This is a genomic window from Sphingobacterium sp. BN32 (genome assembly GCF_030503615.1).
Classification (GTDB): Bacteria; Bacteroidota; Bacteroidia; order Sphingobacteriales; family Sphingobacteriaceae; genus Sphingobacterium.
In genome coordinates, this window is sequence record NZ_CP129963.1 from 3,248,475 (window position 1) to 3,261,595 (window position 13,121).

Below are 13,121 nucleotides of genomic sequence, written 5' to 3' on the forward strand. Positions count from 1 at the left end.
TTGATGGTTATTTGTTTCGAATCTCCTTATTGTACAATTCAACGCTTTCTAAAATAATGTTTTGCGCGTATGAACGTCCATATAAGTTTTCAATCGTCACGTTTTTACCTTCAAGGGCTTTATAGTCCTGGAAGAAACGAACGATCTCTTTCATAGTATGTGGAGGAAGTTCTGATAAATCGTTGATGTAGTTAACCGACATATCGTGCTTTGCAACCGCAATAATTTTATCATCTTGCTCGCCATTGTCGATCATGTGCATAACACCGATAACTTTAGCCTCGATTAAGCTCATCGGATAAACATCAACTGAACATAAAACAAGAATATCCAAAGGATCCTTATCATCACAGTAAGTCTGTGGGATAAAGCCATAGTTGGCAGGATACATTACGGAAGAAAATAGGACGCGGTCCAACTTGATTAATCCACTATCTTTGTCGATTTCGTATTTCGCTTTTGAACCTTTAGGAATTTCGATAATAGCATTCACGGAATTAGGCAAGTCTTCTCCGGGAGAAACTTGATGCCAAGGATGTTGTGTACTCATTAAAAATTACTGTTTGTTTATGTCGTCTTTCTTTGTTTTTCTATTTTTCAACCAACGCTTCAATAAAGCAATTACGATAGGCAAGAATGCAATAACAATCAATGCCACGATAATATACTCTACATAGTTGATAATTTCTGGAAACTTAATACCCAAATAGTACCCTGTCAATGTCAATAAAGAAACCCATAAAAAGGCTCCAAACACATTGTAAAATACGAATTTGCGGAAGTTAAGTTGCACTACACCAGCAAATATGGGTGCAAATGTACGAATAATAGGGACAAATCGACCAATTATTAATGCTGTTCCGCCATATTTTTGAAAAAACTCCTCCGCCATGATGACGTATTTCCGTTTGAAAAGCAGGGAATCCTTTCGTTTAAAGAGCATGGGTCCCGTTCGATATCCAAACCAATATCCCGCAAAATTCCCGAGAATACCGGCGGAAAGAATACCAAAATAAAGCGTTACAATATCAACATCAATCTTATTCGCTGCACAGAACAGTCCAGCTAAGAAAAGTAAATAATCACCAGGCAAAAAGAAACCGAAGAACAAACCGGTTTCCGCAAAAACAATAAGGCAGACGATGTAAAAACCACCGTGACTTAATAGATATTCAGCATCTAGCAATTGTTGAAAAGACAACAAATATTCTTGCATAATATATTCAATAGTTCCTTCTAAACCTTAACCCAACTACAATAGTGAAAACACACTATCGGAACCGTTCAAGTCAAATTATTATGGATTGGTAATCGACGAAATGGCCTCGCGGATATTCTCGGCGATAGACTCCATTACATCTTTTTCCAATGTCAGCTTCGGTCTTTCAAAATTCATGTCCTGCACATGATTCAACGGAATCAAGTGAATATGTGCATGCGCTACTTCAAGTCCTACAACAGCAACACCTACTTTTTTACATGGAAATGCTTTTTTAATCCCTTGTGCTACGATTTTCGCAAATACCCACATACCCATATAGTCGTCATCTTCGATGTCGAATATATAATCAGTCTCCTTTTTCGGGATAACTAATACGTGACCTTCAGTTAGTGGATTTACATCTAAGAATGCTAAATAATCATTGCTTTCGGCTACTTTGTAGGCTGGCACCTCTCCAGCAACTATCTTAGAAAATATTGTAGACATAAACTAATTGTTCAATCGTGAGAAACAAAGATAATAAAATTCTACACATATGCACGTCCAAAGAAGGTATATTATCGGTCATATTTTAGAGGAATAGGCAAAAGAAAAGCCCCAATTTCTTGGGGCTATATAGGGTAAGGATGTGCGGTTATGGCATCCCGCACATAACCTAATATCACTTATCTACTAATCTCTAGGACTTCTAATTCCATCTGACCCGCCGGCACTGCAACCGAAGCTACATCACCAACTTGTAAGCCTAATAATCCTTGAGCAATCGGCGACTTCACAGAGATTTTCCCTGCTTTCAAGTCCGCTTCCGTCTCAGAAACTAGTTGATAGGTCATTACTGCACCTGTCTTCTTATTCTTGATCTTTACAAAAGATAAAGCCAGAACTTTAGATGTGTCTAGATTAGACTCATCAATGATTCGTGCAGATGCTAACACCTCTTCTAACTTTGCAATTTTTGCCTCGTGAAGCCCTTGAGCCTCTTTCGCGGCATCATATTCTGCGTTCTCCGATAGATCGCCCTTATCTCTTGCCTCTGCAATAGCCTTTGCTATGTTTGCACGTCCTTCTGTTTTCAGGTATTGAAGCTCTTCTTTTAATTTAGTCAATCCTTCTTCAGTGTAATAAGTTACTTCTGCCATAATATGAACCTTTTACGCGTTACTATAATTTTAATTTATAAACAAAAAAAAAGAACAAGACCATACCATCCAGAGGGACAACATGGTCTTGTACTTCTTACGAAGTTAAAAAATATTTTCTAATAAAACAAATTTACGAAGCGCCTTCTTCTTCCTCCTCTTCACTGATAAATCGGTATCCAAGACCTCTTACAGTTTGCAGATAATAAGGCTTATCCGGATTCGTCTCGATCTTCTTACGTAGGCGAACCACGTGCATATCCAAGGTGCGGGTGTTCACATTGGAACTGTAACCCCAAACAACTTCCATCAACTCTTCACGAGTAATATCTTTCCCTTTATTTTGCAAGAAATGAAGCAAAATACGGTTCTCCAATATCGTAAGCTCGATCTTCTTACCATCTCTGATCAACGAATGCACATTAGGATGATGCTCCGTATCACCGAAGTAATACACTTCGTTTTGAACTTTCGGCACAAAGAAGCGCACTTTGTTCTCGATCATAGCCACCAATACATCCATATTGAACGGTTTGGTGATATAATCCGTCACACCGTAGCTATACGCGTCGATCTTATCAATATCCTGTGATTTTGCAGTCATCATGATAATGATGTTTTCAAATCCGGCTTTGCGGATTCCCTCGCAGACTTCGATCCCTTCTTTGCCAGGGAGCATCCAGTCGAGCAATACAATATCAGGAGACGATTCTAAGATCAACTTTTCAGCCTCCAAACCGTCGCTACATTGGATCACATTGTAGTTCTCAGTTTGAAGTCGATGGCTTACAAGAAAACGCAAATTATCGTCGTCCTCTACAACTGCAATAGTTATTTCTTTGTTCATAGTTAAATACTAGGGTTTATCTTGGAAATATCAATGTAAATACGGTTCCTTCACCTTCAATGCTACTTACTTTAATCTCTCCGCCCATAAATTCAGTAATTTCTTTACAAAATGCCAGTCCTAATCCTACACTGCCGCTTTGATTGAACTGGTTCTTAACTCTATAAAATTTCTTAAATATATTCCTAAGCTCGTTTTTATTAATTCCAATTCCTTTATCCGAAAACTGAATCACAAAATTCTTCTTATTTTGTTCTACACTAATATCTATAAATTTTCTTGAAACTTCGGAATATTTATAGGCATTATCAATCAAGTTTTGGAATACCGAATTTAACAAAATCGGATCGGTATACATACTGCTATCCACGTCGATTTTGGAAGTTAAATTCAAATCTGGATATTTAATCTTCGTCGCTGCAAATATCTCCTCGCAAAAACTGTTCAAATCAACGTATTCTCCCTTAAATTTAAGCGATTTATTTTCTATCTGCGTGAAAGACAGTAGTTTATTCATCAAATTATTTAACTTATCCGCTTCCTGATCCAAGATTTTACCATACATATGTCGTTCCTGATCAGAAATCTTATCCGCACTTTTGATGTTGTTACCAGCAATCTTAATCACGCTAACAGGCGTCTTAAATTCGTGGGTCAGGTTATTGATGAAATCATATTGCAATTGAAACAACCTGCTATTGATCGCAATATTTCGATAAATCAAGTAAACAATTAATAGCAAAATCGCATACAGCAACGAAACGCCTAACACCACCGGAAAGAACTGTCTATTAATCTCTCCACGCAAGAACTGTTCCGATGAATCAAATTGTAGCTTATATTCTGATAATGCGCCCGCCAGCGGCATCTCTGTACTGATAAAACCTTCCTCTTCGGTCAGGTTAGGATCAGCAATCGCCAAGACGCTTATTTTCTCATATAAACGTGGCTGAACGTTCTCAATCTTGATCTTTGCGGGGTTTATCTTGTAAACGAACAAATCCTGATCATAGGCAACATCGTTCGTCACGGTATCTTCCATCAACGTTTTATACGCTCGCAACGTACTCACACGAGGGATATTCAAATAAGTGACTTTTCCGGGCACTGTATTATAAAATATACGATAAATATCATTCTCCGTCAGCGAAGTCGAGTCGTCCAACACGTCCAAAAAGTTCACCATCTTAATAGCCATATTGTTAAAATCGTCCGAAGTCGGTCGATTTTCCGTTTCATCTATCCGGTTCCGAAGCAATTTATGACCCTCGTCCAATTTGAAAGAGTAAATCGACTGCGGGAAAATCAACAGGTTCTGAAAACGAACACCTCTAACGGCACTATTCTGATTGGTGAAAAGGACGTCGTAAAACACAACCTCATCAACAAAAGGATTTTTTCGAAGTATCTTTTCAGCATAGGTAACAGCATGTACAGAATCTAGATAGCCCTGATAGTTAGAGACCTCCGAAATGCTATTGTTAAAGAAATTATTGAATGGTTTAAGGGTTGCATCGAAAACATCGACCTTGCGGTTATAAAATTCAGATTCGACGTAATTTGACATCATCACACGAGCCAAGAATACAGCGATGATGTAAAGAATGGTCAGGAAGGCCACAAAGGCAACCAACAAACCCAAATTTTTCCGGTATCTACTCGTTTTTTTGATCATGCCGAAGGCTATTTCAAATTCTCAGCTAAAAAACGCTCTATCTCTTGGTAGTATTCAACGACATTTTCTTCGTTTCTAAAACGCTTACCTTCGTCTTTCTTAAAGATGTATCGCACAGGAACCTGGTTGCTTTTCAATTTGCTGACGAATTGATTCGCATCCGTAACGGATGTGTACTTATCTTTCCCTCCCTGGAAATATAAAATCGGAATACGCACCTTGTCTGCATGGAAGATTGGCGAAATCGCCTGGAACAACTCCGATTCCTTCTCCGGATTTCCTATGATTCTATAATAAAGTTGCACATAATGCTTTAAATGCGGTGGGATTTCCCTGAAATAAGTAAATAAATTACTATATCCGGAGGATGAAATAGCACAACGATACATTGGATTAAAGACCGACGCATACAATGCGGAGTAGCCTCCGAAGCCAGCGCCCATGATCGCGATCCTGTCCTTATCGGCTATTCCCTGATGAATCAACCAGGCAACACCATCCGATATATCCGATTGTATTTTTCCGCCCCATTCTTTGAAACCCGCGGCCCAAAACTCCTTGCCATAACCAATAGACCCTCTATAATTTACTTGGAACACTGCGTAGCCACGATTCGTCAGAAACTGAACCTCAGCATCAAATCCCCACTCATTGCGGCGATTGGGTCCATCATGAACTAGCACCACTACCGGGCAGTTCTTTTTTCCTGATTTTGGATAAGTAATGTACGCATGAATGGTTTTGTTATCCCGAGACTGGTAGCTCACCTCTTCCATCGCGTTGAGCGGCAAATCCTTAAGCTTCGGATTATCCTCCGAAAGCAATTTCAACTCCTTATTACTTCTATTGAAATAATAAAGCTCGCCAGGATGTACATCGCTATAGGCTCTTATGATAAAACCATTCAAAGAAGTATCATTATCAAAGAAATCAATCTCCATCTCCGGAAATTGAGACTTCAAATACTCATAAGCCTCTTTGAATGAAGGGTTGATCATCGACTTCTTATTTCTATTGACAAATGAACTGGTATACAAAAGCTCTTGTAGATTACTCGAATACCCCTCCACATTCAAATCGGCTAATTTATCCTCATATAAATTGCGTATTTCCTTCCCTTGCGATGCGTCAAATTCCACTAGAGACATCTTATCTCGCTGGTCGTTGGATAGCGCGTATATCAGCGACTTCGAACCCTTCACAAAGCCCATCGGAATAAATGTAGTCTCGAAATCATTGCGCATCACCTCGCGGAATGGCTCTGCCTCCGACGCTCGATAGAGAATAGACTCCTGCACGCTATCACTAGTCAGTGCCAGACGAACCACACCATCCGGTGATCCGATCCAATTGACAACATTTCCCGGATTTTTATAAATCATCTCGCTAGGGCGACCATCCAGATGAACGCGGTACAAATCAAAAAGTGAGGAATCACGCTTGTTCATCCCTACGACCAAGCTTCCATTGCTGCTTCGCAGTGGACCAATCCAACGCAGCTTCACATCATCCGTTTCTACCAACGGATGTCGCTCCTCGGTGTGTACATTGATACGAAACAAACGCAAGCTATCGCTGATCGATTGTGTATTCGAAAAAATTATCTGCTCATCATCTGCCCAAAAGAATCCTTGCACGTTAAGGCTGGACTGATAGGTAAGCTGTTTGGAAGAATCGGGCTGAATTAAATCAAGAACAAAAATATTCTTACAATGATCGTGCACCCCTAAGTATGCAATCTTACTGCCGTCGGGCGACAGTCGGAAATTACTCTTGTCGGGTTTTACAAAGAAGTCCTCCACAGGTATGATTTCATCGCGTTCATTTTTTGACTTACAGGATGCTGCAGCCAACAAAACACTCACAAGAAAAATCAAAATTCTAAAATTCATATAATTAACCAGTCTCTTTATCAAATATTAGAAAAAAATGTCGGAAAGTACGTTTTGCAACCTTATTTTTACAGCGCAAAACAACCCTACAGCATTATGTTTTTATACAATGTTTCTATTATTATCGAAGACTCTGTTCATCAGTCCTTACTTGATTGGATAAAACAACAACTATTAACTAACGGTGATCCAGCATTAAAATTGTTAAAAATGCTTTACTCTCCTCACGAAGGACAAACCTATTGTTTACAGATAGTAGTGGAGGATGAGCAGGCAATTGAAGACTTTAAAGCTGGACTTATTCAAATGCTACAGGAGCATATCGCAAGCAACTATCAAGATAAAGCTTTTATTTTCGATAGTGTGATGCAATACATCCCACAGCAGTAAGTTCTTAGAGCTTATTTTTAACTCCCGCGTATTTTGGGTTAAAAGATACCTTTGGCGATAAATAATGCAAAAGGACTAATCTGGAATAGCGGTAGTTAAAGGGCGCAAAAAGTACAATCGTCGTGAAAAGAACGATGATATAGGTCCAAGGCGATTCGCTCTTTGTTGCTAAGGCGGTTACCAAGGCCATGCATAGCACCTCTCCTACTGAAAAGGCATAACTTACGTACATCGCTGCATAGAAATAACCCGGCTCTATCTCAAATTTGAATCCACAGTGCGGGCAATGCTCGTGCATTTTCTGCCTAGAAAGTCCATATGCAGAGCCGGAGAACATCTTACCTGTTCTACAACGTGGACATTTCGATGAAAGTACTGCTTGAAATTTTGAAATAGACATCTATTCTTCCACTCCCTTTGCTACCGTAAAAGAATTGGAAGAACCGGTATGGCGGAATTTTTTATACCATAGCAATCCAACACCCGCCGCAATGAGAAAAGGCATCGCTAAAAGGAATAAGATTCCATCATTAAGCCCTTTGCCTTGGGTATTGCCGTCTTGCGTACTATTCTCTGCGTTTAGAGAACACATTGCACATTGAGCTGAAGCCGTAGTGCTATAACCGACGCCAGAAAACGTCAGGAACAATACGAACAACAATCTAAAGGAATGTTTACGAATCATGCTACAAAGTTAAGGATTTAATCTAACAATCTTATACCTTATCGTTTAGCAGGACATTGAATTTCTCCCAAAACCCATCCACCGGAAGCGGTGCTTTGATCAGCGTAGCTTCTTCTTTAATAGGATGTTCAAACGCGAGGGAACGAGAATGTAGACAAATTGTACGCTTTAAACTGCCCCGTGGATATCCGTATTTATTATCTCCGACTATAGGACAGCCCATATAGGCCAGCTGACTACGAATCTGATGTGTGCGGCCGGTCAGAGGATTTACTTTTAACAGGTAGAAACCATCTAAATGACCGATCACCTCGTAATCAAGCTCGGCAAAACTTCCGTTCTTAACCTCACGGTCATAAGCCTTAGTAATCATTTTCTTCCGATCGCGAAGCAACCAGTTCTTCAATGTGCCTTTCATATGCGGTGGCTTTTCGCGAACAACCGCCAAATAAGTCTTTTTTACCTTACGATCATGAAACAAGCGGTTCATACGATCTAATCCCTTACTAGTCTTTGCGAATAAAATCATACCGCTAACCGGACGGTCCAAACGATGGATCACCCCGAGAAAAGCGCCATTAGGCTTCTGATACTTCTCGGCAACAAAGTCTTTGACCATTTCTTCCATCGACCTATCGCCCGAGGTATCGACCTGTACGATATCGCCGCCACGCTTATTGATCGCTATATAATGATTGTCTTCGTATAAAACATCAGTTTCCGTAATATTTGCCATTTCTTGTCCTTCTGGTTTACAATACAAACCTATTGTATTTAAATAAAAAAAGCGACCCATGGCCACTTTTTAATCTTTTTTATTGGAGCAGCGTGCTGCTCCATGTTTACTTAATTTTTTAACGTATCCTGTGCAGCTTCTTCTTTTGCTTTCTTCTTGAAGAATCCTCTTAGGAGGAAGTTACTTTGTAAAGCTTCCATATTTTGATCAAGTTTCTCTGTTCCCATGTTCAGGTTCTTCAAGATCTGCTTAATCTCATTAGCGGCTTCCGCATCATTGGTAAGCACACCAATAGCATTGTTCTTATCGTTCAAACGCGCTGTTGTCTCGTTCAGGTTCGCCATTAATGCCGAAGCAGTTTGCGTTACGCCCTGCAACTGTGCTGCAGACTCGCGTAAACTTGCAAACACTTGCGTATCGGTCGATAAATCATGAATTAAACCCTGATTCGAATTCAATTTATTGGTCAATGTCACCAAATTATTGACAGCAACATTCGCTGTACTCATCGTTGAATTTAGCGAATTAACAGACTTTCTCAAGTTATTGGCTATTTCTTCATCGGTCATTAATGCCCCAACAGCCCCTTTTCCTTCCACCATCTGCTGAGATAGGGTCGCAAAGTTCTTTGTAATTTCTAACAAGTTTTCATTATTTACTTGCAAAGTAGAAAGCATCGCTTCCATACCGCCAGAAACACCCGATTTAATCACATCCCCATCCTGTACGGCAGGAATATTTTCGCTACCCCCAACCAAACTGATGATTGCATTACCGATCAAACCGTCTGAACTCAACGTCGCAATAACGTCCTTGCGGATAAATTGGCTAGATTTCTCCTCCACGCTCATCATAACTCGCACATTCTCGACGCTCTCAAACTTAATTTCTTTGATGATACCAACCTTGACACCGGAGAACCAAACGTTGTTACCAACCTTTAGGCCCTTCACATCCTTGAAATAAGTTGTCAATGCCAGATTCTTGCTAAATTTATTTTGTTGTGTACCCAACACTAAAATACCAGCCACCAAAATAACTAATCCTATCAAGGTAAATAAACCTACGATAATCGATCGTTTTCTCTCTTCTGTTGTTGCCATAAATTGTATTATACAATAAAATTATAATCATAGAAAGGCTTAACCCTTTCATCATTTGTATCAAATATCTCGTTGAATTTACCTACGCGCTCAAATCGCCCATCTAATAACATCGCTATGCGATCGCCCACCATCTTCGCACAAGCTAAATCGTGCGTGATAATAATGGATGAAGTTTTATATCGTTCCTGCACCTCATTAATCAAGGTGTTAATATCTAAACAGGTAATCGGATCCAAACCTGCAGTCGGCTCATCATACATCATAATATCAGGGCGCAAAATCAATGTTCGCGCAATACCGATACGCTTACGCTGACCACCAGAAAGCTCCGATGGCATTTGGTTAATTGCAGTAAGCAAACCAACACCATCCAACACGTCTTCCACTTCGCGATTGATCTCTGCTCTTGTCAGATTACGCTTATTGCGAACCAAAGGAAATTCCAGATTTTCCCGAACTGTCATACTATCGTATAACGCTGAGTTTTGAAAGGAAAAACCGATGCGCAGGCGTAGCGCACGTAGTTCTTTTTCGCTCAATTCGTTCACCGTTTCGCCAAGCACGTGGATGCTTCCCGAATCTGGTTTCAAAAGTCCCGAAATCAACTTGATCAATACCGATTTACCAGTACCCGAACGCCCTAGTACAACCAGGTTTTCACCATTATAAAGCTGCAAATCCACATTACGCAACACGTGCAAATCACCAAATGATTTACTCACGCCATCGACGTGGATAACAACGTCATCGTAATTAATCTGAGCTACTTTTTTATCTTCCATACCTGATTACCCCACTAAAGCTAAAATTTGAACAATCAGTAATTCTTCAATAAAGACAATAAACATCGAGGCGACAACGGCGCTATTGGCGGCCTTTCCTACTCCCTCTGTTCCTTTTGAAGAATAATAACCTACGTATGTACTCACGAAGCCAATCGTAAATCCAAAGACAATTGCTCGGAATACCATTGCAAAAACGTCTTTTGGAGCGATCGCTTCAAAAACTTGCGTTATATAACTTAATACGCTGAGTTGGTCTTTCGATATAATACTCAGGTAGCCCCCAGCTAAACCAATACCGGATACATAAAAACACAGTACCGGAATCATGATGGTTGTTGCAAGAATACGCGTGCTAATCAAAAATTTAAATGGATTGGTACCGGAAACCTCCATCGCATCAATCTGCTCCGTAACGTTCATCGAACTTAATTCGGCACCGATCTGCGAACCAACCTTTCCGGAAGCAATCAAAGCCGTAACCAAGGGAGCCAAGGCCCGAACAATAGCGATAGAAATTAAATTAGGAAGCCATGATGCCGCACCAAATTCTTCCAAAGAGGGTCTGGATTGTTTCGTGAATACAAAACCTACGATAAATCCTGTTAAACTGATTAATGGGAAAGACTTCCAACCCACTTCATAACACTGCCTAACAATCTCTTTGAATTCATAGGGTGGACTTACTACCTCGCGAAAAAAACGTATCAGAAAACGATGCAACTTTGCAAATTCCAGTAGTAAAGATTCTATTTTCTTCGCCATTAAAATCGTATAGTTAAAATGATAAGCCGTCTCTCCTACGGCAAACAACCTGCCAAAGGTACAAACTTTTATGAATACACTTAAGGCAAGTTTAAATATTAACTCCAACAATTCAATAAGTCAAAAAGTTTTACAAAAAAATTATATAGTTAAACCTTTTGCAAAAAACCACTGTCATAGAATTAAAATTGGTTGTAAACTTTAACAATTAAGGAAATGAAAAACATAAGGACATACAGCTTTCTAGCATCCCTGATCTTAATGATCGTTGGGGTCTTTAAATCCAGCGAAGTATCTGCACAAGGATACGATGATGTCACCTTTGATGACTTCTATTATGAGCTGGATCCTTATGGTGATTGGGATAATGACCCAGAATATGGGAATGTATGGTATCCTGATGTCGAAAGAGACTTCAGACCCTACGGAACCAACGGGTATTGGTCAATGACCGAATATGGAAACACTTGGGTTTCCAATTACGATTGGGGTTGGGCACCCTTCCACTATGGCCGTTGGGTTCACTCCTCTCGCCGCGGATGGGGCTGGGTTCCGGGATACGAATGGGGACCAGGATGGGTGAGCTGGAGATCCGGTGGTGGATACTACGGATGGGCACCAATGGCGCCTGGAATAAGCGTGAATGTATCGTTTAATTTGCCAATAGATTTATGGGTATTTATCCCTACAGCGCGCATCTATGACCCTTATATGCACAGACACTGGTCGTATGGTTCTAGATACCGCAATATCTATAACAGAACAACCGTTATTAACAATACGTATATTGTCAATAACCACCATTACTACAGTGGACCATCGCGTCGCGATATTGAACGCAATACTGGTCGCCGCGTAGATGTACGTAACGTACGTTTCGACAACAACAGAGGCGCAAGCCGTGCCGACCGTCGCAACGTATCGATCTTCCGCCCGAACCGCGACAACATGGAGCGTATCAGAGGCGAGCGTGGCAACAGCAGCAGAAATGGTCGCGTAGAAAACAGAGGCAACTCCCGCGTAGAAAACAGAGGCAACTCCCGCGTAGAAAACAGAGGAAATGCGCGTGTAGATAATAACAGAAACTCGCGAATTGAAAATCGCAACGATAGCCGCACAAACCGTTCAAATGAAAGCCGTGTAAACCGCAACGATCGTTCGAACAGCGATTACACGATCAAACGTAACGAGCGTGGGCAACGTGAAATGCACATCGGAAACTCAAACGGAAGAAACGAGCGTTCTACCGTAACTAGACAACCAAACAGCACACGTACAGATCGTGAAGCGGGAAACATTCGCAACGAAAACAGATCGAACAGAGAAAGCAACCGTCAGATTCAAAGAGAGCGACCAACTCGTCAGATTGGTACTTCTGAATCTCGTCAGCCACGCTCTTCGAGCCAGGAACGTACAGCATGGGATCGCGGCGCTTCATCTAGACCATCTAGAAGCGAAGCAGCTCCACAACGCATGGAACGTAGCCCACGCCAATCAGCGCCTAGCTCGCGTGAGCAACGTGCGCCGCAACAACGTGAACAACGTGCGCCACGCATGCAACAACAAGAGTCGCGTCAGCCGAGCCGCGTTTTCCAAGCGAGCAACACACAACGAAGCAGCATGGAAAGACCATCGCGTTCATCTCATGTTGAACGTAGCTCGTCTAACGTAAGCCGCGAATCGGGAAACCGCTCAAACGGCGGTAGTGCACGCGTAGAACGTGGAAACGGACGCGGAAGAAACTAGTATTCTATTTAGTTGAAATAAATTTTCAGAAAGAGCTGCCTCAAGGGCGGCTCTTTCATTTTTACGGCTATCGCTATCCCCTTACCTTTGGTTAAAGCCTATTTTAATAATTGTTTTTCATCGCTGCCGACAGTTT

15 protein-coding genes are annotated in these 13,121 nt (G+C 41.0%); 2 read left to right on the plus strand and 13 right to left on the minus strand.

The genetic code is table 11. The annotated features are described in order from the left end of the window. Positions 1–7: 7 nt before the first annotated feature. The 7 genes from QYC40_RS13745 to QYC40_RS13775 all read right to left on the minus strand — a co-directional run bounded on the left by QYC40_RS13745 (position 8) and on the right by QYC40_RS13775 (position 6,775). Complete coding sequence (locus QYC40_RS13745) at positions 8–550, minus strand: inorganic diphosphatase (RefSeq protein WP_149525137.1); 543 nt, start codon at positions 548–550, stop codon at positions 8–10. Positions 551–556: 6 nt separating this feature from the next. Continuing rightward, positions 557–1,216, minus strand: coding sequence for a DedA family protein (locus QYC40_RS13750; protein ID WP_301990701.1), 660 nt, complete (start codon positions 1,214–1,216; stop codon positions 557–559). Positions 1,217–1,297: 81 nt separating this feature from the next. Next, on the minus strand, positions 1,298–1,708 hold the full coding sequence (locus QYC40_RS13755; protein WP_301990702.1) for an HIT family protein: 411 nt from the start codon (positions 1,706–1,708) through the stop codon (positions 1,298–1,300). 179 nt (positions 1,709–1,887) lie between these two features. Next, positions 1,888–2,361, minus strand: coding sequence for a transcription elongation factor GreA (greA, locus tag QYC40_RS13760; protein ID WP_149525134.1), 474 nt, complete (start codon positions 2,359–2,361; stop codon positions 1,888–1,890). A gap of 133 nt (positions 2,362–2,494) precedes the next feature. Next, entirely contained in the window at positions 2,495–3,208 is a 714-nt protein-coding gene (locus tag QYC40_RS13765; protein ID WP_149525133.1) for a response regulator transcription factor, read from the minus strand. Between the two features lie 16 nt (positions 3,209–3,224). After that, positions 3,225–4,883 (minus strand): sensor histidine kinase KdpD, encoded by a 1,659-nt coding sequence (locus QYC40_RS13770; RefSeq protein WP_301990703.1) that lies wholly within the window; start codon positions 4,881–4,883, stop codon positions 3,225–3,227. Between the two features lie 8 nt (positions 4,884–4,891). Next, positions 4,892–6,775 carry a S9 family peptidase gene (locus QYC40_RS13775; RefSeq protein WP_301990704.1) on the minus strand — a complete coding sequence of 628 codons (1,884 nt, stop codon included), beginning with the start codon at positions 6,773–6,775 and terminating at the stop codon, positions 4,892–4,894. Between the two features lie 96 nt (positions 6,776–6,871). Between QYC40_RS13775 and QYC40_RS13780 the strand changes: the two genes are divergently transcribed. Next, positions 6,872–7,165, plus strand: a complete 294-nt coding sequence (locus tag QYC40_RS13780; RefSeq protein ID WP_301990705.1) for a DUF4286 family protein — start codon at positions 6,872–6,874, stop codon at positions 7,163–7,165. Between the two features lie 4 nt (positions 7,166–7,169). On the opposite strand, the gene QYC40_RS13785 is transcribed toward QYC40_RS13780, so the two are convergent. From QYC40_RS13785 to QYC40_RS13810, 6 genes are all read right to left on the minus strand, one after another. Beyond that, positions 7,170–7,565, minus strand: coding sequence for a DUF983 domain-containing protein (locus QYC40_RS13785; protein WP_301990706.1), 396 nt, complete (start codon positions 7,563–7,565; stop codon positions 7,170–7,172). Next, the gene (locus QYC40_RS13790; protein WP_301990707.1) at positions 7,566–7,850 is read right to left on the minus strand and encodes a hypothetical protein; all 285 of its coding nucleotides are present in this window, start codon (positions 7,848–7,850) and stop codon (positions 7,566–7,568) included. Positions 7,851–7,881: 31 nt separating this feature from the next. Beyond that, the gene (locus QYC40_RS13795; RefSeq protein ID WP_301990708.1) at positions 7,882–8,586 is read right to left on the minus strand and encodes an RluA family pseudouridine synthase; all 705 of its coding nucleotides are present in this window, start codon (positions 8,584–8,586) and stop codon (positions 7,882–7,884) included. Positions 8,587–8,696: 110 nt separating this feature from the next. Next, complete coding sequence (locus QYC40_RS13800) at positions 8,697–9,689, minus strand: MlaD family protein (protein ID WP_301990709.1); 993 nt, start codon at positions 9,687–9,689, stop codon at positions 8,697–8,699. Positions 9,690–9,697: 8 nt separating this feature from the next. Beyond that, complete coding sequence (locus QYC40_RS13805) at positions 9,698–10,474, minus strand: ABC transporter ATP-binding protein (protein ID WP_301990710.1); 777 nt, start codon at positions 10,472–10,474, stop codon at positions 9,698–9,700. A 6-nt stretch (positions 10,475–10,480) separates the two neighbouring features. After that, on the minus strand, positions 10,481–11,239 hold the full coding sequence (locus QYC40_RS13810) for an ABC transporter permease (RefSeq protein ID WP_301990711.1): 759 nt from the start codon (positions 11,237–11,239) through the stop codon (positions 10,481–10,483). A gap of 216 nt (positions 11,240–11,455) precedes the next feature. Here QYC40_RS13810 and QYC40_RS13815 point away from each other — a divergent pair, with 216 nt between their 5' ends. Then, on the plus strand, positions 11,456–12,985 hold the full coding sequence (locus tag QYC40_RS13815; RefSeq protein ID WP_301990712.1) for a DUF6600 domain-containing protein: 1,530 nt from the start codon (positions 11,456–11,458) through the stop codon (positions 12,983–12,985). The last annotated feature ends 136 nt before the right edge of the window (positions 12,986–13,121 follow it).